The 20,307-nt window shown below is 67.4% G+C and carries 18 protein-coding genes, 1 pseudogene and 1 CRISPR repeat array; of the genes and pseudogenes, 14 read left to right on the forward strand and 5 right to left on the reverse strand.

The genetic code is table 11. The features are described from left to right. The first annotated feature begins 71 nt into the window (after window positions 1-71). A complete protein-coding gene (locus HMPREF2863_RS12200) occupies window positions 72-674 on the forward strand; it encodes a phospholipase A2 family protein (RefSeq protein WP_070639546.1) in 603 nt (200 codons plus the stop codon). A 56-nt stretch (window positions 675-730) separates the two neighbouring features. After that, entirely contained in the window at window positions 731-1,006 is a 276-nt protein-coding gene (locus tag HMPREF2863_RS08965) for a hypothetical protein (protein WP_070639547.1), read from the forward strand. 191 nt (window positions 1,007-1,197) lie between these two features. Here HMPREF2863_RS08965 and HMPREF2863_RS08970 read toward each other — a convergent pair whose 3' ends face one another. Continuing rightward, on the reverse strand, window positions 1,198-1,794 hold the full coding sequence (locus tag HMPREF2863_RS08970; protein WP_070639549.1) for a DinB family protein: 597 nt from the start codon (window positions 1,792-1,794) through the stop codon (window positions 1,198-1,200). Between the two features lie 135 nt (window positions 1,795-1,929). Here HMPREF2863_RS08970 and HMPREF2863_RS08975 point away from each other — a divergent pair, with 135 nt between their 5' ends. After that, the gene (locus HMPREF2863_RS08975; protein WP_070639554.1) at window positions 1,930-3,009 is read left to right on the forward strand and encodes an endonuclease NucS domain-containing protein; all 1,080 of its coding nucleotides are present in this window, start codon (window positions 1,930-1,932) and stop codon (window positions 3,007-3,009) included. Between the two features lie 32 nt (window positions 3,010-3,041). Here HMPREF2863_RS08975 and HMPREF2863_RS08980 read toward each other — a convergent pair whose 3' ends face one another. Together HMPREF2863_RS08980 and HMPREF2863_RS08985 are read right to left on the reverse strand one after the other, a co-directional pair. After that, a complete protein-coding gene (locus HMPREF2863_RS08980) occupies window positions 3,042-3,320 on the reverse strand; it encodes a GNAT family N-acetyltransferase (RefSeq protein WP_083315344.1) in 279 nt (92 codons plus the stop codon). Between the two features lie 45 nt (window positions 3,321-3,365). Then, a complete protein-coding gene (locus tag HMPREF2863_RS08985) occupies window positions 3,366-4,340 on the reverse strand; it encodes a helix-turn-helix transcriptional regulator (protein ID WP_070639676.1) in 975 nt (324 codons plus the stop codon). Between the two features lie 107 nt (window positions 4,341-4,447). Here HMPREF2863_RS08985 and HMPREF2863_RS08990 point away from each other — a divergent pair, with 107 nt between their 5' ends. Next, window positions 4,448-4,993 carry a mycothiol transferase gene (locus HMPREF2863_RS08990; protein WP_070639556.1) on the forward strand — a complete coding sequence of 182 codons (546 nt, stop codon included), beginning with the start codon at window positions 4,448-4,450 and terminating at the stop codon, window positions 4,991-4,993. A 112-nt stretch (window positions 4,994-5,105) separates the two neighbouring features. On the opposite strand, the gene fabG is transcribed toward HMPREF2863_RS08990, so the two are convergent. Beyond that, window positions 5,106-5,873 carry a 3-oxoacyl-ACP reductase FabG gene (gene fabG / locus HMPREF2863_RS08995; RefSeq protein ID WP_067191006.1) on the reverse strand — a complete coding sequence of 256 codons (768 nt, stop codon included), beginning with the start codon at window positions 5,871-5,873 and terminating at the stop codon, window positions 5,106-5,108. 232 nt (window positions 5,874-6,105) lie between these two features. Here fabG and HMPREF2863_RS09000 point away from each other — a divergent pair, with 232 nt between their 5' ends. After that, on the forward strand, window positions 6,106-7,653 hold the full coding sequence (locus HMPREF2863_RS09000) for an alkaline phosphatase D family protein (protein WP_067191004.1): 1,548 nt from the start codon (window positions 6,106-6,108) through the stop codon (window positions 7,651-7,653). Between the two features lie 11 nt (window positions 7,654-7,664). Further along, window positions 7,665-8,513: a polysaccharide lyase family protein gene (locus tag HMPREF2863_RS09005; protein WP_070639558.1), complete on the forward strand. Its 849-nt coding sequence runs from the start codon at window positions 7,665-7,667 to the stop codon at window positions 8,511-8,513. A 142-nt stretch (window positions 8,514-8,655) separates the two neighbouring features. Here the strand turns inward: HMPREF2863_RS09005 and HMPREF2863_RS09010 are convergent, their stop codons facing one another. Further along, the gene (locus tag HMPREF2863_RS09010; RefSeq protein ID WP_067191000.1) at window positions 8,656-9,951 is read right to left on the reverse strand and encodes an ROK family transcriptional regulator; all 1,296 of its coding nucleotides are present in this window, start codon (window positions 9,949-9,951) and stop codon (window positions 8,656-8,658) included. A gap of 126 nt (window positions 9,952-10,077) precedes the next feature. Here HMPREF2863_RS09010 and HMPREF2863_RS09015 point away from each other — a divergent pair, with 126 nt between their 5' ends. The 8 genes and pseudogenes from HMPREF2863_RS09015 (at window position 10,078) to HMPREF2863_RS09050 (ending at window position 19,836) form a co-directional block, all read left to right on the forward strand. Beyond that, window positions 10,078-10,896, forward strand: a complete 819-nt coding sequence (locus HMPREF2863_RS09015; RefSeq protein WP_070639560.1) for a sugar phosphate isomerase/epimerase family protein — start codon at window positions 10,078-10,080, stop codon at window positions 10,894-10,896. Between the two features lie 35 nt (window positions 10,897-10,931). Next, window positions 10,932-12,071 carry a substrate-binding domain-containing protein gene (locus HMPREF2863_RS09020; protein WP_246828869.1) on the forward strand — a complete coding sequence of 380 codons (1,140 nt, stop codon included), beginning with the start codon at window positions 10,932-10,934 and terminating at the stop codon, window positions 12,069-12,071. Between the two features lie 34 nt (window positions 12,072-12,105). Beyond that, window positions 12,106-13,275: a levoglucosan dehydrogenase gene (locus tag HMPREF2863_RS09025; protein WP_070639562.1), complete on the forward strand. Its 1,170-nt coding sequence runs from the start codon at window positions 12,106-12,108 to the stop codon at window positions 13,273-13,275. 59 nt (window positions 13,276-13,334) lie between these two features. Beyond that, entirely contained in the window at window positions 13,335-14,813 is a 1,479-nt protein-coding gene (locus HMPREF2863_RS09030; protein ID WP_082739855.1) for a sugar ABC transporter ATP-binding protein, read from the forward strand. A gap of 2 nt (window positions 14,814-14,815) precedes the next feature. Further along, complete coding sequence (locus tag HMPREF2863_RS09035) at window positions 14,816-15,793, forward strand: ABC transporter permease (RefSeq protein ID WP_067190990.1); 978 nt, start codon at window positions 14,816-14,818, stop codon at window positions 15,791-15,793. A gap of 3 nt (window positions 15,794-15,796) precedes the next feature. Continuing rightward, window positions 15,797-16,867 (forward strand): Gfo/Idh/MocA family protein, encoded by a 1,071-nt coding sequence (locus HMPREF2863_RS09040; protein WP_067190988.1) that lies wholly within the window; start codon window positions 15,797-15,799, stop codon window positions 16,865-16,867. A gap of 89 nt (window positions 16,868-16,956) precedes the next feature. Then, the gene (locus HMPREF2863_RS09045; protein ID WP_067191024.1) at window positions 16,957-17,976 is read left to right on the forward strand and encodes a sugar phosphate isomerase/epimerase family protein; all 1,020 of its coding nucleotides are present in this window, start codon (window positions 16,957-16,959) and stop codon (window positions 17,974-17,976) included. 613 nt (window positions 17,977-18,589) lie between these two features. Continuing rightward, window positions 18,590-19,836, forward strand: a pseudogene (locus HMPREF2863_RS09050) (IS256 family transposase). 84 nt (window positions 19,837-19,920) lie between these two features. Further along, window positions 19,921-20,306: direct repeats of the CRISPR family, unit length 28 nt; unit sequence GCCTCAACGAAGTCCGCTGCACGAAGCA. Window position 20,307: the final 1 nt, after the last annotated feature.

The raw sequence follows: 20,307 nt of genomic DNA on the forward strand, positions 1-20,307 counted from the left end.
GCCACTACTCAACACAGGCCCCTCTGAACTATCTTGGGTGACTGTCATCACATCGCCATGAAGGAGGGGTCGTGAAGGGCCTTGTTCGCGCCGTGCTCACCGTCGCACTCACCATGCTGCTCAGCCTCACGCTGATTCACGCGCCGGGAGCTGCCGCGGCTTCCGCCTCCGCTGGCAAGGACGCGACGTCAGCGTCGCTCCAGAAGAAGCAGAAGACGGATCTCGACTCCCTGACCGCCGGCATCTCGCGCCATCTCGTCAAGGAGGGCGAGCAGTACCGCTTCGACGTCCATTCCGCCCGCGCCGCCGACGAGTCCGCGCTGGTGATCCAGGCGGGGCAGAACTTCAATGCGATGGCCCGGGATGCCGCGCGGACCACCCCTCCCGTCGGCTCCGACGGAGAGCCGATGGCCACCACCCAGCTGTCCATCCCGGTGTGGGGCAACTGGTGCGGGCCGGGCCACAGCGGGCCCGGCGCACCGATCGACACCCTGGACACGCTGTGCATGCGGCATGACAAGTGCTACGCCGCCCGCGGCTACTTCGATTGCGCATGTGATGCCCAGCTGAAGGCGGAGATCGACCGCTACGCCTCCCGCATGGGCACCCGTGAACGCGCGATGGCGGCCGCCGTGAAAATGGCCTTCAGCGTCGGCATCTGCAACCCCTTCTGACACCGGTGCCACGGTTCACACACACCGCCCTCTTCCCCGCACGGAGAATGGACGTCATGACGAGAGAGAAGACGGCCGGCGTCGCCGGCATGGCATTCTTCACCGTCTCCACCGGCGCCCTGGTCCTCCTGCTGACCGCGGGCTCGGAGACGCCTCGGGAGACACTGGCCTTCTTCGCCGTGATCATCGGCTGCTACCTCGTGTCTGCGGTCTGCTTCGCGGTGACGCAACGCGGTCTGCTGGCCCTGCTGTCCGGACTGCTGGCCGTCGTCAGCTTCCCGCTCGCCCTGTTCATCGGGTACGTCGTGGAGATGCTCCAGAGCCAGCAGTGACACCGCCCGGGGCGGGTCGCCGCGGACGACCTCGAGGGCAGACGGTCGCCCACCGCCGGACGCGCGCGTCACCCGTGGCGCGCCGTCCCCGTTCCACCGGAACGCCCATCCCGTGGAGGTTCATCTCGGGCCCGTCATGCAGGAGCTCATACAGGCGGTCGGCCCAGCGCCGGCACGGGAGGCCTATGCTTTCAGTTCCGGCCCGGCCCGCCGCTCCCCTCCGCGATGGCGGTCAGACGGCCCACGTGGGCGGCCCAGCGGTCGGCGTCCCACGGGGGCAGGTTGTTCCCCGGGGCGCGCAGGCCGGCCTGCCCGTCGATCTGCTCCCGCAGGATGTCCGCATGGCCGGCGTACCGGGCCTCGTCCAGGGCAACATGCGCGATGATCTGCGCGAGCGTGACCTCCGCCTTGTCGTCGGGCCACCACGCCACCCACCCGGGGGCGTCGGCGCCGAGGGCCGTGATGGTCGCGTCCGCGTGGGCGAAGCAGCGGCGGGCGAACTCGAGGACGTCCTCGAGGGACTCACCTTCGGCGGCGAACATGTCCACGTTGTCCTCCTCCGGCTGCCCCGCCGCCGCCCAGGGCAGCTGCACCTCCGCGGGGCGGCCGAACGTCTCGCCGAAGTACTCCAGCTCGACGACGGCGGCGTGCTTGACCAGTCCCAGCAGGTTGGTGCCGGTGGGAGTGCGCGGCAGGCGGGCGTCGCGCTCGCTGAGGCCCTCGAGCTTGTGCAGGAGGGCCGCACGCTGCCGGCGCAGCCCGTCGTGGAGGATCTGCTTGTGGTCCATGGGGTGATCCTGCCCCAGATCAATCAGGCCGCGAACCCCCGCACGAGCTCAGCCACCCGCTCCGGCCCCCCACACTCCACCCCGTGCTTGGATAAGCTGCGAACGCGCCCCGCACGGAACCGAGGAGACACCACCATGCCCGTGGAGATGAAGATGTGGCGGATGGGCGAGGGTGGCATGCCCCAGCCCTTGATGCACACCCGCATGCCCTCCGAGGCCGAGCTGCAGCGGTTCCTTGTGGAAGACCCCACGCTGCTGGGCGATCCCCTGCTGGTGATCGGCCGCGAGGTCCCAACCCCGCACGGAACCCGCATCGACATCCTCGCGATGGACGGCGAGGGCAACCTGCACGTCCTCGAGCTGAAGCGCGATCGCACTCCCCGCGAGGTGGTGGCCCAGGTCCTGGACTACGCCTCCTGGACGGGGCAGCTCCCGCGGGAGGAGATCCGGGAGATCGCCGCGCGGCACCTGGGCAGAGAGTTGGAGACCGCGTTCGACGAGACCTTCGGCGTGCCGCTGCCGGACGAGCTCAACGAGGAGCAGCGCCTGACGATCGTGGCCTCTTCCCTGGACAGCAGTTCGGAGCGGATCGTCGCTTATCTGCGGACGTTCGGCGTCCCCATCAACGCCGTGTTCTTCACCTATCTCGAGGATGAGGACCGCCGCTACCTCGCGCGTTCGTGGCTCGTCAGCTCCGAGGAGACGACGACGGCGACCTCGTCCGGCAACGACCGACGCAAGCGGGCTCCATGGAACGGCGTCGACTGGTATGTGGCCTTCGACCGCGGCTGGGAGGACGCCCGCCGGTACGGCTTCGTCTCCGCCGGCGGCGGGCGGTTTCACACGCGGACCCTTCGGTCCGTACCCGAGGGCGCCCGCATCTGGGTCCACATCCCGCAGGCCGGTTACGTGGGGGTCGGGACGACGACGGGCCCGGCCGTGCGGTTCGACTCAGCCGCCGTCCCGACGTCGGACGGGGTGCGCCGGCTCGCGGACCTCCCCCTGGTGCACGACTACCCCGACGCCCGGAACCAGGACGACGACGAGACCGAGTGGGTGCTGCCGGTGGGGTGGATCGACACCCGGCCCGAAAGTGAGGCGTACTGGGAGAAGGGCATGTTCGGCAACCAGAACAGCGCGTGCAAACTGCGTCAGGAGTTCACACTGGCGCGACTGGCGGAGCACTTCGACACGGATAGTGACAGATCAGACTGACACATCGACATCGCCGGTGTCACTGTGCTGCCTCAATAGACACGACGCCACTGATCGCCGTCGATCCACCCGCGGGTGAGGTGCAGCGACTCCTCCCGGAACGTGGCCTCGTGACGCAGCCCCACCTTCTCCATCACCCGCCGGCTGGCCGCGTTGTCCGCGAACGCATTCGCCTCCACGCGGCGCACCCCCAGCCCGGTGAAGGCGATCTCCAGTAGGGCGCCGGCGAGCTCGGTGCCGTAGCCCTGCCCCGCGCGGTCCGGATCGATGGTCCAGCCGATCGCCGCCAGCTCGAACGAGGGCGTGGACATGCGTTCACGATAGTGGGCGGCCCCTGACCTCGCCGCGCGGCGGCCTCACCCGACCCCGCCGTTCGCGCTGCGCGTCAGCCTGCGGGCAAGCCGCGACACGGCGTCGACCACCTCCTGATCCCCCACCACGGTGAAGTCGTGCTCCAGCATGGCGAGCCAGCGGGCGGCGCCGTCGGGGTCGTCCGCACCGGTCCGGAACTCCGTCGTTCCGTCCTCGAGGGGGCGGAGATGCCCGGCCAGGCGCGGCAGGTGGGCGGCCACCTCCTCGAACGGGGCGTGGATCCGGACGGTGACCTCGTGCCGCCACGCCGACGGCGGGGCGGGCTCGTCGAGCCGGGCGAGGACCTCCTCTGCCCCGGGCCGCGGGACGAACCGCCACGTCCCCAGCACCGGCTCACGCAGCCGATCCAGCCGGAACGTGCGCCAGTCCTCCCGGTCCAGGTCGAACGCCACCAGCACCCACCGGCCGTGCACGGGGACCAACCAGTGCGGCTCCACCCGCCGCTGCGTCAAAGCCCCGCGCCGGTCCGTGTAGACGAAGGTGAGGCGGAGGCTTCTGCGGATGGCGTCCGCGCAGGTCAGCAGGTCCGCCGGATCCAGGGGCTCGGCCGCATCGAGACCGGGCGGCGCGCCTGCCTCGAAGGCCGCTCGCAGGCCCCGCAGTCGCTCTCGGATGCGGGCGGGGGTGACCGCGTCGATGGTGTGCAACGCCCTCAACGCGGGCTCGGCGTGGGGACTGCCGCCGTCGCCGGCCAGGCGGGTCAGCGCGAGCGTGACCGCCACAGCCTGCTCTTCGTCCAGGGTGAGCGGGGGCAGCGCCCCGCCGCGACCCAGGCTGTACCCGCCACCGGAGCCGGCACCGGCGTCCACGGTGTACCCGAGCTGCCGGAGGCGGCCGACGTCGCGGCGCAGCGTCCGAGCGGTCACGCCGAGTTCGGCGGCGAGGTCCTCGCCGCGCCAGAAGGGGCGGGCCTGCAGGAGGCTGAGCAGGGAGAGTGCTCGGGTGGTCGGATCGGTCACGGGACCATCCTCACTCAACATCGCGGACAGGATCTGTCCTCGGAACCCGGGACGGTGGAGTCATCGCCCGGGCCCGCCGGGTGCCGACGTTCCCAGGAGGAATCACCATGGGCTTCCTGACCCCGAACGCCGCCGGAGAGCATGCCGTGCTGCGCACCTTCGCCCTGCAGCAGCTCGCCCAGATGCGGACCACCGTCGCCGGCCTCACCGACGAGCAGGCACACGCCGCTCCCACCGTCTCGGAGCTGAACCTCTCCGGCCTGTTGCTGCACACCGCCGCCGTGGGTGTCTATTGGTCCGCCAGTGCGGCGGCGGCACCCGGGCAGCCGGAGCTGCCGGAGGAGATGCGCGCGGATCTGTCCCTGGACGCGACGATAGCGGACCGCCGGCCCCTGGCAGACGTCGTCGCCCACTTCGACCGGTGCGTGGCACTCACACAGGCCAACATCGACGCTGTCACGGACCTGGACGCGCTGGTCCCCGTGCCGCCGGCGCCCTGGCACCCCGAGGACCTCACGCACTGGCAGGCGCGCTGGTGCCTGGCGCACCTCGCCGCGGAGGTCGCCCGCCACGCTGGTCACGCAGACATCATCCGGGAGACGTTGGACGGCAAGGGCGCGTTCGAGCTGAACGGAGACGTCGGCCATGACTGAGCAGACCGGGCACCGCCGGCCAGAGCGGCGATGACCAGCATCGCCGCGATCCCGACGATCGCGGCCGGCAGGGCCACGGCCGCCGCGGCGATCCCGGCGACGGCGAGAATGCTCAGATGCCCTCGAGAGCCGCGGGCTCCTCAGGAAGGATCTGGCCGCCGTCGACGACGATGCCCTGACCGGTGACATAGCGGGCACCGTCCGAGGCGAGGAACGCGACGGCGGCGCCGATGTCCTCGGGTTCGCCGAGGAAGCCGGCGGGCACGGACGTGGCCATGTCGTCCAGGTACTCCTGACCCATGGCCTCCAGGCCCGGGGTGACGATGTTGCCCGGCAGCACGGCATTGACGGTGACGCCCTTGCGGGCGAGCTCGATCGCAGCGGAGCGCACGAATCCCATCTGGGCGGCCTTGGTGGCGCCATAGTGGGACCAGGCCGGGTAGCCGGTGTAGTTGCCGGTGATCGAGCTGGTGACCACGATCCGACCCCGGCCGGAGGCGATGAGCTCCGGCAGGGCAGCCTGGACGGCGTGGATGGTGCCCTTGACGTTGATGTCGAAGATGAGGTCGATGTCCTCGTCCGTCATCTCCTCGATCGAGGACTGCGGGTAGACGCCGGCGTTGGAGGCGAGCACGTCCAGCCCACCGAACTCAGCGACGACGTCGGCGACGACCTGCGTGCACGCCTCACGGTCGCGGACGTCCAGGACGTGGGCGGAGAACCCGGCCTCTCGGGCCTGGGCGCACTCCTGGTCGGTGAGTCCGGTGACGGCGACCTTCGCGCCGTGCTCCCTCAGCTGGGTGGCGATGCCGAAGCCGATACCCAGCGTGCCTCCGGTGACGAGGGCGGTGCGGCCGGCGAGCAGTGCGGTGGCGGTCATGGCAGGGTCCTCCAGAACGTCGGTGCGGGTGGGGGCGGGGCGGCGGACGCCGTCGGGGCGCCGGTGCTACTCCGCCGCTGTCGAGCCTAAGCCGGGGTCCGCGCAATGCCCAGGCCGGTCCCGTCCTGTTCTCGGGAGGCCACCGCATGTTCCGCCGCCGTTCACACCCGGGCCCTACGGTGCCGTGTGTTGCCCGCCCGGGCTGCTCGAGACGCACGGATGAAAGGCCACGATGTCCTCTCCTTCCCCGACCCTCAGCCGTCGCCGCCTGCTCGGCCTCAGCGGAGCGAGCGCCGCCGTCCTCGCCCTCGGGGTCAACGCGCCGGACGTCGCCTCCGCGGACCCACTGCCGCATCGGGAGAATCTGTTCGGTCTCGGCGTCGCCAGCGGTTACCCACGGGAGGACGGTGCCGTGCTGTGGACCCGGTTGGCGCCGGAGCCGCTCGCGGAGGACGGGCACGGCGGCATGCCGCTGCGGTCCGCTCCGGTGAAGTGGGAGGTGTCCGAGACCCGGGATTTCCGGCGGATCGTCAAGCGCGGCACGGCCCTGGCGCAGCCGGAGTTGGCCCACTCCGTGCACCCCCGGGTCGAGGGGCTGAAGGCCGCAACGGACTACTTCTACCGCTTCTCGGTGGGGCCGCAGAAGAGCCCGGTGGGGCGCTTCCGCACCCTTCCGGCTGCCGGGGCAGCGACCGAGCGCTTCACCGTCGGGATGATCTCCTGCCAGGCCTGGTACCACGGCCACTTCGCCGCGCACCGCCATCTGGCGCAGGAAGAGGACCTGGACCTCACCATCTTCCTCGGCGACTACATCTACGAGTACGGCATTACCGCCGCGAACCTGTGGCGTCAGGGAGCCGAGGTCACCCCCGCGCACGCCGTGGAGATCGAGACCCTCGAGCAGTACCGGCTGCGGTATGCCCTGACGAAGTCGGACCCGCATCTGCAGGCGCTGCACGCCCGCGCAGCCGCCGTGGCCATCTGGGATGACCACGAGGTGCAGAACGACTACGTGGGCGCCGCCTCCTCCACCGGCATCCCCGCCGAGCTGTTCGCACACCGCATCGCCGTCGCCTACCGGGCCTTCTACGAGAACCTTCCCGTGGACATCGACGCCCTGCCGCAGGGGCCGGAGTCGGACATCCTCGCCGGGCTCGAGGTCGGGTCTCTGGCTCGGATCACGCTCATGGACACCCGCCAGTTCCGGGACGCCCCGCCGGTGGATGAGGCGGACCGGGTGCGGGAGGACCGCACCATGCTGGGCGCGGCCCAGGAGCGGTGGGTCACCGAGCGGCTGCGCACGTCCCAGAGCCGGTGGAACGTGCTGGCCGGCGGGGTCGTGCTCGCGCCGATCACCGACGACCGCACTGACCAGTGGGACGGGTACCCGGCCGCCCGGCGCCGTCTGCTGGCGGAGATGAGGCGTGCAGGCAACGCCGTGATGCTCACCGGGGACATCCACAAGCACGTGGCCGCCGAACTGCGCGGCGAGGCGGCGGGACTGCCGGCCGGGCCGGCCGGCGTCGAGCTGGTGACGACGTCCGCGGCCTCCGACGGCGACGGCGCGAAGACGGACAAGTACACACCAGACTGGGTGCAGCACGACTACGTGCGCCACTACGACGGGCGGCGCGGCTACCTGCACCTGAGGTTCACACCGGAGCAGCTGACGTCCTCGTTCTGGATCGTGCCGTGGGTGGAGTCGGACGACACCGCGCCCAAGGAGCTCAGCGCCCGCTTCACCACCCCTGCCGGCACCAGCCGCCTGATCGAGGACTGAGGAGAGCACCGATGAGCAAGAAGCCGCAGACCGTCACGGGCGTGGCCACCACCGGCGCCGTCTCCCGCGTCGAGCTGACCTGGACGCCCCTGCCGTGGGAGCCGCTGATCGACCACTACCGCGTGTACGCCCTGCCGACCACCGGCAGGCACGCAAGGCCCGACGAGACGTACCTGGTCGGCAAGACCGTATATCCGCGCTTCGTGCACCACGGCCTCGACCCCGCCGGGGAGGCCTTCCGGTACGTCATCGTCGCGGTGTCCGACGCCGGCCGGCGCGGCCGTCCGTCATCGGCGGTGGTGGGCGAGTCCCAGGCCTCCGTGACCGCGACCGGCCGTGAGCTGGCGCGGATCGGCGAGTTCGACGGGAAGTCCCTCGAGCTGCGCTTCTCCCCCGCCGAGTACGGGCAGATCCCGAAGGCCTACCCGACGGCCGTGATCGACTACGTCCAGGGCGTGGACACCCCAGAGGAGGCGTGGCCGTACCTGCTGCCGGGTCCGGGCGACGCCTGGGCCGGCCGGAAGACCTACCGCACCCGGTGGACGGTACCCCTCGACGCCGCCCCGCAGCGTGACGTCGACCTGGCCCTGTGGTTCGTGGACACCACGCGCCTGGGCGGACGTCTCGACGTGGCGGTGAACGGGCAAGACGTACGCTCCGTGGAGCTGGCGAAGGGTGCGACGCGCGGCTCCCGCGAGGGCGACGCGACGCTGCCTGGATCCACGCTGGTGCGCTCGCGTCACGAGTTCGCACTGCCGGCCGGGGCCCTGACCGGAGGCGAGAACGTTGTGGAGCTCACCCTCGCCGAGGGCGGCTGGGTGGCCTGGGACGCGCTGGGCCTGTACGAGCGGAGGTCCTGAGGCGGCCGGGGAGACGTCCTTGGCCGTGCGGGGCGGAGGCGCCGGCAGGAGTTCGTTACTCACGGCGTCTGGGCGAAAGGCCACGACTTTCGTGTGCCGATCCGCGCCGCCCCGTCGTCCATGAGGATGAGAGCTCCACGCTCTAAACGGAACCAGTCCCACTGTGCAGCTCCTCCACACTTCGTGGTGGCCCGTGAGTGATGAGGCGTTGGAATGTGGCCGGATCAAAGAGCTCGTCGAGTGCCAGGTGGGCCGCGCCGATGACTCCGCCTTCGCCGGTGCTGTTCAGATGAGCCGGGCGGATGACCAGATCCCGCGTGGCCAGGGGTAGGGAACGCTGATAGACAGTCTCACGGATACTCGCCAACAACTGCCCGCCACTTGAAACGACGCCTCCGCCCATCAGAATGATCGACGGGTTGAAGAAGTTGACGAGTGTCGAGAGGACAGAACCGATGGTCTTGCCGCTGCGTGTGAGGGCTTCCACCGAGAAGTGATCACCACTGCGAGCGGCGACGGTGACATCGCGGGCTGTGACGTTCCCCGTCTCGGCGAATCGTCTCTGGAGGATAGGGCTGCGACCATTCTGTGCGGCGCGCACCCCTTGGAGAGCCAGTGCGCCGCCGCCGGCAATGGCCTCGAGACAGCCATACTTGCCGCAACGACACGCCACGTTCTCGGCCTCCGCCACGGCTACGTGGCCGATGTCTCCGGCGCTGCCTTGCGCACCGCGGTGTAGCCGTCCGGTCGAAACGAGCCCCGCACCGATGCCGGTGCCGACCTTGACGTAGATGAAATCCTGCCTCCGGAGTTCCCGCTTGGATCTGAGCTCACCGAGGGCCAGCACATTGACATCATTGTCGACCCATACGGGTGCCTGGAACGCGGCCGTAAGTCGCTCTCGGACGGGGTAGTTGTTCCATCCGGGCATGATCGGCGGTTCAATCGGGCACCCCGTGGCGTATTCGACGGGGCCAGGTAGCCCTACCCCGACGCCCCAGACATCCCCTTGCGAAAGACGTGCCTCAGCCAGCATGTCCTTGAGCACCTTCTCCACCCGGGACAGCACAGGCTCGGGTCCCGATGCGATCTCACAAACTGCATTGCGCAGGGCCAGCACGCTGCCATCCAGGTCCGTGACGCCGACCGTGAACGAGGTGGCTCCGAGCTCCAAGCCGAGGATGAGCCCGGCTGACGCGTTCAAGCGCAACAGCCTGGGATTACGTCCACCGGTCGACTCCCCGTACTCGCCCTCCATCACCAGACCTGCTTCCTGCAGGACGGTGAGGCGCTGAGTGAGGGCAGTGCGGCCCAACCCCGTCTTGGTCGCCAGGTCTGGCCGGCTCTGAGGCCCGTCTCGACGGATGAATTCCAAGGTGAGGGCAGCGCTTCGGGCGAGGTTGGCGTCCGTGCCGGACAACAGAGCGCGACTGGGCATGCTTCTACCCAACACCCAATTGAGCCGAACGGCAGGTAGACACCCTTGACTTCTGTCTATGGGCGGCAATAGTCTGCACGCGAAGAGAACATCACGTGAGTGCGGTCACACCTCAAGGAGCAGACAGTGAAGTTGGCATACCACTCGATCACGTGGGGCGGAGTCATCGGCGACCCCACCGGCGTCACGAGCATCAAGGACCTCTACTACCGCTCAGCGGGGACGGTGACCGACTCGTTCGCCCCCATCCAGCAGGCCGGATACTCCGGGGTGGAGATGTTCGAGGGCAACCTCCACGACTTCTCCTCCAACCTGGGAGAGCTCCAGTCCAGGCTCTCCGACCACGAACTCGACTTGGTCAGCGTTTACACCGGAGGAAGCTTCATCTACGCGGACGCGCTTGAGGATGAGCTGCACAAGGTCCGCTCGACGGCCGAACTCGCCGCGGCGGCCGGGGCCGGTCACCTTGTCCTGGGTGGTGGCGCGATTCGGGCCAAGGGCATCCGCGACGATGACTACAAGCGGCTTGGTGGTGCGTTGGACACCGTGGCAGAGATCGCCGCCAGCAACGGCCTGCGCGCATGTTTCCACCCGCATTTGGGCACGATCGTGCAGTCCCCCGAGCAGTTGGAGACCGTTTTCGCGGAGACAGGCATCGGCTTCTGCCCCGACACCGCCCACCTGGCCGCCGGCGGTGGGGACCCGGCTGAGGCCGTGCGCAGGTACTCCGACCGCCTCACGCTGGTGCATTTGAAGGACTACGACTCCACCAGCGGTCGCTTCCTTCCGCTGGGGGATGGGGAGTTGAACTTCAGGGACATTCTCGATGCAGTCCAGGAGGCACACTACGACGACTGGCTAGTCGTGGAGCTGGACTACTACGACGGCGATCCGGGGGAAGCTGCTCAGCGAAGCCGCCAGTACCTGAGAGGGCTCGGACTGTGAGCCACCGAGCCCGTCTGGCGGCGACAGCGAGCTTGGTGACCTTGACGATCTCCCTGACGGCATGTGCCCCCGCCACCGAGAACAGCGCATGCCTGCTCCCCGAGCATGCCCCGGCCCAGGAAGCCCTCGCGGACCTGGAGGGTGAAGTCCTCAGCAAGGGACCCCAGGGGGAAGATCCGGTCTCCGCCGACACCTTGGAGTTGACTGACGACGAGGTCAACCAGGTCAAGGCGAAGAAGGCCACCGCGGCCATCGTCATGCACTACACCGGCGACGACTGGACGGCCGCACAGCTCAACGGGCTGAAAACACGGTTCTCCGAACTCGGCATCGAGGTCATCGGAGTCACCGACGCCGGCCAGGATCCGAGCAAGCAGGTCTCGGACATCGAGAACATGATCGCCCGCAAGCCCGACATCATGATCTCGATCCCCACAGATGCCGTGGCAACGGCCGGTGCTTATCGCCGGGCTGCCGAAGCCGGGATCGACCTGGTGTTCATGGACAACATTCCGGTGGGCTTCGAAGCAGGGGAGGACTACATCTCCGCAGTCTCCGCCGACAACTACGGCAACGGGGTCGTCGCCGCACATCTGATGGCCCAGGCACTGCAGGGTGAGGGGAACATCGGGGTAATCAAGTACGGGGTCGACTTCTTCGTGACGAATCAGCGTTACGAGGGGTTCACCGAAACCATCCGAAACGAATACCCGGGGATCAAAATCATCGACGAGCGAGGCATCTCCGGTTCGGACCTTGCCGGAGAGGCACAGAACGCCGCCAATGCGATGCTCCTGAGACACCAGGATGACATCGACGGCCTCTGGGGTGTCTGGGACGTGCCCACCGAGGGGATCATGGCCGCCGTGCGTACCGCCGAACGCGGTGACGTCAAGATCACCACTGAGGATCTCGGCTTGAACGTGGCGATCTCCATGGCCCAGAACAGCGGCGTGGCCGGGCTGGGCGCTCAACGCCCCTACGACCAAGGTGTGGCCGAGGCAACCTTGGCTGCCTACGGACTGCTCGAGAAAGATGCACCACCCTACGTAGCCCTCGCCGCCCTGCCGGTGCACCACGGCAATCTGCTGGATGCCTGGCAGGACATCTACCACCAGGAGGTTCCTGAGGCCATCCAGGAGTCCTTCCTCGAATGCACCCCGCCCACGAGCTGACATCTGAGTCAATCCAAGAAACGGAGCAACAACAATGCAAGAGCTGAAGATCGCCATCATCGGAGCCGGATTCATGGCCAAGGCGCACTCCATGGCCTACGCGACCATGCCGATGTTCTTCTGGCCAGCCCCGGCCCGACCGGTGCGAGAATTGCTGATCGATGTGAACGAGGAGTCCGCTGCAGACGCTGCGGCCCGCTACGGGTGGAACCGTTCGGGCACGGACTGGCGCGAGGCCGTCGAGGACCCGAACATCGACGTGATCGACATCGCCACTCCGAACCATCTGCACGCAGAGATCGCCATCGCCGCTCTTCAGGCCGGTAAGCATGTGATTTCCGAGAAGCCTCTGGCCCGCGGTGCCGAAGAAGCCAAGGCTGTGTACGAGGCGGCACAGGCCTCGGACCGGACCACTATGGTCGCTTTCAACTACCGCCGCACCCCTGCCATCACCTACGCCAAGAAGCTCATCGACGAAGGGCGCATCGGTAAGATCCTCAATTTCCGCGGCACTTACCTTCAGGACTGGTCGGCCAGCCCGGACTCCCCTCTGTCCTGGCGTTTCCGCAAAGACGTGGCCGGCAGCGGCGCCTTGGGTGACATCGGCACCCATGTCGTGGACATCGCACGGTACCTGGTGGGCGAGGTCAGCGCGGTCAGCGCCCAGGCCCGCACCTGGATCACGGAGCGGCCGGTGCCCAGCGGCACCGTCGACAAGCTCGGTGCCGGCGGTGACGCCAAGGCCCCGAAGGACACCGTCGACGTCGACGACGAGGTCATGACCATGCTCCGCTTCGACAACGACGCCATTGGCAGCATCGAAGCCACCCGCAACGGCTGGGGCCGGAACAACTTCCTGACCTTCGAGATCCACGGCACCGAAGGCTCCATCGCCTTCGACTACGAGAAGCGAGACCAGCTGCAGGTGGTCTTCGCCTCCGATGATCCTGCCGAGCGAGGCTTCCGTACGATCTACACCGGCCCCGCCCACCCCCACGGCGATGCACTGTGGCCGATCCCCGCCCTGGGCATCGGATACGGCGAAACCAAGATCATCGAAACCCACGATCTCTTCCACGCCATCGTCAACGGCACCCCAGCCAGCCCCAACTTCGCCGATGGCTACCAGATCGAGAAGATCGCCGACGCAATCCTGGAGTCCTCCAACAGCGGACAGTGGGTGACCGTGGACGGGCTGAAGTAATCATGTCGAGCACAGCCGTGGCCCCTTCTTCACCTGCGACGAGGACCGTCGCCGTGTCAATGCAGGGCATCGAAAAGGCCTTCGACGCGAACCGGGTGTTGAAGGGAGTGGACTTTGAAGTGCTGGCCGGTGAGGTCCACACCCTCGCTGGGGAGAACGGCGCCGGCAAGTCCACGCTCATGAAGATCCTCCAAGGCGTATATAGCGCCGACGCCGGGGAGATCAGTGTGGACGGGCGTCCGGTGACCATCGATTCCCCGATCGCTGCCCGTGAGGCGGGGGTGGGCATGGTCTTCCAGGAGTTCAGCCTGGTCCCCACCTTGAGCGTTGCCCAAAACGTCTTCCTCAACCGTGAACCCCGAACCTCCCTGGGGCTGATCGATGAGGAGGCCATGGAGCGTGAGACGGAGAAGATCTTCGAGACCTTCCAGTTGCCGATCGACCCCAGAGCCTCCCTCGACCGGCTGAGCACGGCGTACTGGCAGCTGACCGAGATCGCTAAGGCCATCTCTCAGGATGCCCGGGTGCTCATTCTCGATGAGCCGACCGCGAGCTTGTCGAAGAAAGAATCCGAGATTCTGTTCGCGCTGATCACGAGATTGACATCCCAGGGGATGGGCATCGTCTACATCTCTCACCGGATGGAGGAGATCTACCGGATCACCGACAGGATCACCGTCATGCGCGACGGTGCCGTGGCGCTGACGGACTACGCCGAGAACATCCCCCCGGAAGATCTCGTCGAGGCCATCATCGGTCGTCGGTTGGAGAATGCGCTGACCTACGAGGCCCACGACGTGGACCGATCGGGGACTCCACGGCTGGAGGTGAAGGGGCTGTCCACGGATCGCGGTTTGGAGGACATCTCCTTCACCGTCCACCCCGGCGAAGTCATCGGACTAGCCGGCCTGATGGGCTCAGGCCGCACCGAGATTGCGCACGCTCTTTTCGGCATCGACAAGCATCGCAGCGGAGAGATTCTCATCGACGGCGAGCCGGTCTCCATCACGACTCCGATCTCGGCAATCGAAGCCGGATTCGCTCTCGTGCCTGAAGACCGCCGTGAACAGGGCCTGGTGCTCTCGCACAGCGTCCGCGACAACCTCCTTCTGCCGCTGCTGGATCGATTCCGCCGAGGCCCGCTCATAGACGAGCGGCGCTCACGACGGTTCGGTTCCGAGGTGCTGAAGAAATTCGAAGTGAAAGGTGCGAGTCCCGACCTCGAGATTCGGCTGCTCTCCGGGGGCAACCAACAGAAGGTCGTCCTCGGCCGTTGGGTCTCGACCGACCCCAAGATCCTCATCCTGGACGAGCCGACGGCCGGCATCGACATCGGTACGAAGGGCGAGGTCATCGCGCTGATTCGAGAACTATCCCGAACCGGCACATCGGTGATCCTGATCTCCTCGGAACTCACCGAGCTGTTAGCCGTCAGCGACCGCATCCTGGTCCTCCGCAAGGGCCACCTCCAATCCACCCTGGACCGCTCCGAGATCGAAGACGAAGAGTCGCTCCAATTGACCATTCAGGGAGTCTGACCATGTCCACCTCCGCCCCCACTTCAGCCCCCGCACGCGCGAGCGCTCCAGCCCGCAAGCGCTCGGTGGATTGGCGCGATTACATCATCTACATCGGCCTGGTCCTGGTGTACGGAATCTGCGTCCTCTTCTTGCACGACTCTGGCTTCGCCACCGTGGAGAACCTGCTGAACATCTTCCGTCAGACAGCCATGATCGCCTTCATGGCTGTGGCGGTCACATTCGTGATCGCCGCCGCGGAGATCGACCTGTCCGTCGGCGCCGTCGCAGGACTGGCGAGTGTCACGGCAGCCATGGGTGTAGCCGCTGGTGGCCCGATCGTCGGCGCCCTGGCCGGGATCGGCACCGGCGTGCTCGTCGGACTGATCAATGGCAGCCTGGTGGCCTTTGCCCGGATTCCCTCGTTCCTTGTCACCCTAGGAATGATGGGTATCGCTGCGGGCGCGGCCATGTGGATCACCGGCTCCGCCCCCCAGCCGATCCTCTCCTCCGGGTTCAACGCCTTCTTCGGCGGTGGGTCCATCGGCCCGATCCCGTCCCTGCTCATCTGGGTCGTCATCGCCACCGTCCTCGGGGCGACCGTCATGCACCGCACCGCCTACGGTCGTCGGGTGCTGGCCACCGGCGGAAACGAGCAGGCAGCGATCTACAGCGGTGTGCGCACGCGTCGAATCATCTTCAGTGTCCTCATGGCCTCGGCCGTGGCCGCCTCGATCGCGGGCATGCTCTACGCCGGGCGCCTGGAATCCGGCCGCTACCAGTGGGGCACCGGCGACGAACTGTCGGTCATCGCAGCGGTCATCCTCGGCGGGACCAGCCTGTTCGGCGGCCGTGGGGCTGTCGTTGGATCCGTGATCGGGGCGCTGTTGATCGGTGTGATCAACAACGGTCTGGTGCTGGCGGGTCTGGACACCAGTCAACAGAACATCGTCCGCGGCGTGATCATCATCCTCGCCGTGGCCCTGGGTCGAAAGAAGTAACCGATGCGTGCAGGAATCATCGGCGGGGGCATGATCGCCCGCGTCCACGCCCACGCCGTCCGCGCCGCCGGACACGAGGTGCTGGCCGCAGCCAGCCGCGACGTCGCTTCCGGACAGCGCGCAGGGCTGCAGACGGGGGCCCGTGAGGTGCACTCCACTCCCCTGGAACTCATCGAAGATCCCCGCGTCGAGGTGGTGCACATCTGCTCCCCCAACGACACCCACCCCGATCTCGTGCGTGCCACCCTGGCTGCCGGCAAGCACGTGATCTGCGAGAAGCCGCTGGCCACGCGCCGGGACGACGCGCAGGCCATGGTCGATCAATGGCGAGCCACCGATCTTGTGGCCACGGTCCCCTTCGGCTACCGCTTCTACTCCTCCGTCCGTGAACTGCGGGCTCGCTTGGCCTCAGGCGCTGACGAACCACACCTGGTGCGGGGCAACTACCTGCAGGACTGGCTGTCCCGTCCCTGGGACACGAACTGGCGGGTGGACTCCGCTCAGGGCGGTCAGTCCCGAGCCTTCGCCGACATCGGAGTGCACCTGTGCGATCTCATGGAGTTCGTCACCGGCCAACGCATCACCTCGCTCACCGCCGACCTGTCCACCGTCTACGACACCCGTGGGACGAGCTCGGAGCCGGTGAGCACCGAGGACGCCGCTGTGTTCGTCTTCCGGCTCGACGGGGGCGCTGTGGGCAGCTCCGCGATCTCGCAGGTGTCCCCGGGGCACAAGAACGACCTGCGCATCGCCGTGGACACCCCCAAGCACTCCTACGAGTTCCACCAGGAGGAGCCGAACACCCTGTGGATCGGCGGGCGGGAGCAGACGCGGATCTGGCATCGAGCCGACGAAGATGCGTCACCTTTGTCCATGGCCTATGACCAGTCGCCCGGGGGACATCCCCAAGGGTGGCGTGACGCCTTCACCTCCTTCGTCGCCGACACCTACCGGGCCGCCCAAGGCGAGGAAGTGGATGGGCTGCCGACCTTCGACGACGGCCTGCGTGCAGCCGTTCTTACCGACGCGGTCCTCACCTCCGCCGCCTCCGGCCGTTGGGTGGACGTCCACTGACCCACCCACTGCGGGGAACACCCCACCTACCAACCGACGCGTGTCTAGAGCGCGAAGAATTCGCTGACGTACTCGAAACGGAGCCCATGATGACTCACGAGAACTCTCACCCCGTCACCCTTTTCACCGGCCAATGGGCTGACCTGCCCTTCGAGGAGGTGGCCCGGCTGGCCGCCGAGTGGGGCTATGACGGGCTGGAGATCGCCTGCTCGGGCGATCACCTCGATGTGTGGCGGGCGGCTGAGGACGACACCTATCTGGCCGGGCGCAAGGAAATCCTCGATCGGTATGGCCTGAAGGTCTGGGCGATCTCCAACCATCTCACGGGGCAGGCCGTCTGCGACGACCCCATCGACTTCCGCCATCAGGCCATCGTCGGCTCCCGCATCTGGGGCGACGGTGAGGCCGAAGGCGTCCGAACTCGTGCGGCCGAGGAGCTCAAACTCACCGCAAAGGTGGCCCGCAGACTCGGAGTGGACACCGTGGTGGGCTTCACCGGCTCATCGATCTGGCAATACGTGGCGATGTTCCCCCCAGTGCCGGCTTCGGTGATCGAAGCTGGCTACGAGGACTTCGCTGCCCGGTGGAACCCGATCCTCGATGTCTTCGACGGCGAGGGCGTGCGCTTCGCCCACGAGGTCCACCCCTCCGAGATCGCCTACGACTACTGGACCAGCGTCCGGGCCCTGGAGGCGATCGATCACCGGTCCGCTTTCGGCTTCAACTGGGACCCCAGCCACATGATGTGGCAGGGCATCGACACGGTCGGATTCATCGTCGAGTTCGCTGACCGGATCTATCACGTCGACTGCAAGGACACACGCCTGCGTCCGCCCGCCGGCCGGGCCGGGGTCCTGGGCTCGCATCTTCCCTGGGGTGATCCTCGACGCGGATGGGACTTCGTCTCCACCGGCCGCGGGGACGTGCCGTGGGAAGACGCCTTCCGGGCGTTGCGCGCCATCGGTTACACCGGGCCGATCTCCATCGAGTGGGAGGACGCCGGAATGGACCGCCTCCACGGCGCCGCCGAAGCCGTCCAGTACGTCCGATCCCTGCTCTGGAAGACCCCCGAAGCCTCCTTCGACGCAGCTTTCAGCAACCAAGACTGACCCCACCCGACAACACTCACCACGCGACTCAGGAGGAACTGAAGCGCCTCGGGTTTCGTTCCGAGGTCAGAATGCAGCGGGCCCTAGGTCTCGGTCGAGAGTGTAGGCCGCCGCGACCGTGACGTAGCGCAGTAGCCGAGCCCTTCGTGACAGCGGGCGGTGTTCCACCGTTGGACCCAGCCCGTGGTGGCCAGCTCGACCGCCTCAACGGACTCCCGTTCCGCTTGGAATGGATGAGTTCGGCTTTGTAGAGCGCGTTCACACTCTCGGTCCGGACGTTGTCGTAGGAGCCGCCCACCGTGCTCGCTGAAGCGTGCACCCCGGCGATGGCGATGAAGAACGCACTTGTATAGGTCGGACAGATGTACTGCGTGCCTCAGTATGTGTGCTCGATCAGACCTTCCCGGCCCCAGCCGGCAATGGAGGAAAACGAAAGCCGCCTGGAGTCAGTGACCGGCCCCGTGGTGCGTCTTCGCGAGCATGGCCGCTCAGTTGAGTCCCTGATATTGGTGTAACCCTCCCCGGTGGCCACGACCATCTTCGAGACGGACGCGGTCACCGTGGGAGCCTTCGAGTGAACCTTCCAAAGCACTCTCGAAAGGGACATCCCACGATGACCGCTTCTCATATTGTCGACCCTGAACGGCTTCTGCGCGAAGCGCTCGGTCAAGCCTCTGCCGATCTGATGCGCCATCTGCTGCAGACCGTGATCAACGCGCTGCTGTGTGCAGATGCGGACGCGGTCTGCGGGGCCGAGTACGGCCAGGTCTCCCAGAGCCGTACCGCACAACGCAACGGCTACCGGCACTAACCCCTGGACACCCGCGCCGGCACGATCGACGTGGCCATCCCCAAGCTCCGGACCGGCACATATTTCCCTTCAATGGCTCCTCGAGCGCCGCAAACGTGCCGAGTCGGCGTTGATCACCGTGGTCGCGGACTGCTACCTGGCCGGGGTCTCGACCCGCCGCATGGACAAGCTCGTACGGCAGCTGGGCATCGACTCGCTCTCGAAGTCCCAGGTCAGCCGGATGGCCCAAGAGCTCGACGAGCACATCGAGGCTTTCCGTCACCGCCCGCTGGGCGAGGCCGGCCCGTTCGTGTTCTGCGCCGCCGACGCCCTGACCATGAAAGTCAGAGAGGGCGGGCGTGTGGTCAACGCGGTGGCCATGGTCGCCACCGGGGTCAACGCGGACGGGCGCCGTGAGGTCCTCGGCCTGAGGGTGGCCACCACGGAGACGGGTGCGGCGTGGAACGAGTTCTTCGCCGATCTGGTGGCCCGTGGCCTGACCGGGGTAGCGCTGGTGACCTCGGACGCTCACCGTGGCTTGGTCGAAGCGGTGGCCGCGAACCTGCCCGGCGCAGTCTGGCAACGCTGCCGCACCCATTACGCGGCCAACCTGATGGCCGTGACCCCGAAGAGCATGTGGCCGGCGGTGAAGGCCATGCTCCACAGCGTGTACGACCAGCCCGACGGGCCAGCGGTGCATGCCCAGTTCGACAGGCTGCTGGACTACGTGACCGATCGGCTGCCCGCGGTGGCTGGGCACCTCGATGCAGCACGAGAGGACATCCTCGCGTTCACTGGCTTCCCGAAGGACGTGTGGTCCCAGATCTGGTCGAACAACCCCGCCGAGCGCCTGAACCGGGAGATCCGGCGCCGCACGGACTCGGTAGGGATCTTCCCGAACCGAGACGCGGTCATCCGCCTGGTAGGAGCGGTGCTGGCTGAGCAGACCGATGAATGGGCTTCAGGGCCGCCGGTATCTCGGCCTGAAGCTGCTCGCCCGGTGCCGTGAGGCTTTGGCACCGGAGCCGGGCACCGTGATGAGCACGGAGGTGACGCCGACCCTGGCCTGACTCTCATGCCTTGAAGGTCGTTACACCACTTCCGGGGACTTGACCGAGACCTTGCCCTTCACCTCGATGACCGGATCGAGCGTCGCCTCAACGAAGTCCGCTGCACGAAGCAGCGGAGACGTTGATCTGTGAGGCCGTCGAGGGTGGCATGTCTATGCCTCAACGAAGTCCGCTGCACGAAGCAGCGGAGCCACACAGACCACCACGGTTGCGGTCCGGCTGCTGGCGCCTCAACGAAGTCCGCTGCACGAAGCAGCGGAGACAGGACGAGGAGGTGACCGTGGTGCGCGTTGACGAGCCTCAACGAAGTCCGCTGCACGAAGCAGCGGAGACGTTGATCTGTGAGGCCGTCGAGGGTGGCATGTCTATGCCTCAACGAAGTCCGCTGCACGAAGCAGCGGAGACCAAGTACACCCGTGGCGGTACGGGCCGAACAGTGCCAGCCTCAACGAAGTCCGCTGCACGAAGCAG

This window comes from Micrococcus sp. HMSC067E09 (assembly GCF_001812555.1).
GTDB lineage: Bacteria > Actinomycetota > Actinomycetes > Actinomycetales > Micrococcaceae > Micrococcus > Micrococcus lylae.

What these genes read in the sequence shown, in the direction of transcription:
- HMPREF2863_RS09025 (WP_070639562.1), top strand. Translation starts at nt 12,106, where the DNA reads ATGCAAGAGCTGAAGATCGCCATCATCGGAGCCGGATTCATGGCCAAG.
- HMPREF2863_RS09005 (WP_070639558.1), top strand. Translation starts at nt 7,665, where the DNA reads ATGAGCAAGAAGCCGCAGACCGTCACGGGCGTGGCCACCACCGGCGCC.
- HMPREF2863_RS08980 (WP_083315344.1), bottom strand. Translation starts at nt 3,320, where the DNA reads ATGTCCACGCCCTCGTTCGAGCTGGCGGCGATCGGCTGGACCATCGAT.
- HMPREF2863_RS09035 (WP_067190990.1), top strand. Translation starts at nt 14,816, where the DNA reads ATGTCCACCTCCGCCCCCACTTCAGCCCCCGCACGCGCGAGCGCTCCA.
- HMPREF2863_RS09040 (WP_067190988.1), top strand. Translation starts at nt 15,797, where the DNA reads ATGCGTGCAGGAATCATCGGCGGGGGCATGATCGCCCGCGTCCACGCC.
- HMPREF2863_RS08970 (WP_070639549.1), bottom strand. Translation starts at nt 1,794, where the DNA reads ATGGACCACAAGCAGATCCTCCACGACGGGCTGCGCCGGCAGCGTGCG.
- HMPREF2863_RS09000 (WP_067191004.1), top strand. Translation starts at nt 6,106, where the DNA reads ATGTCCTCTCCTTCCCCGACCCTCAGCCGTCGCCGCCTGCTCGGCCTC.
- HMPREF2863_RS08975 (WP_070639554.1), top strand. Translation starts at nt 1,930, where the DNA reads ATGCCCGTGGAGATGAAGATGTGGCGGATGGGCGAGGGTGGCATGCCC.
- HMPREF2863_RS08990 (WP_070639556.1), top strand. Translation starts at nt 4,448, where the DNA reads ATGGGCTTCCTGACCCCGAACGCCGCCGGAGAGCATGCCGTGCTGCGC.
- fabG (WP_067191006.1), bottom strand. Translation starts at nt 5,873, where the DNA reads ATGACCGCCACCGCACTGCTCGCCGGCCGCACCGCCCTCGTCACCGGA.
- HMPREF2863_RS08965 (WP_070639547.1), top strand. Translation starts at nt 731, where the DNA reads ATGACGAGAGAGAAGACGGCCGGCGTCGCCGGCATGGCATTCTTCACC.
- HMPREF2863_RS09045 (WP_067191024.1), top strand. Translation starts at nt 16,957, where the DNA reads ATGACTCACGAGAACTCTCACCCCGTCACCCTTTTCACCGGCCAATGG.
- HMPREF2863_RS09010 (WP_067191000.1), bottom strand. Translation starts at nt 9,951, where the DNA reads ATGCCCAGTCGCGCTCTGTTGTCCGGCACGGACGCCAACCTCGCCCGA.
- HMPREF2863_RS09030 (WP_082739855.1), top strand. Translation starts at nt 13,335, where the DNA reads ATGCAGGGCATCGAAAAGGCCTTCGACGCGAACCGGGTGTTGAAGGGA.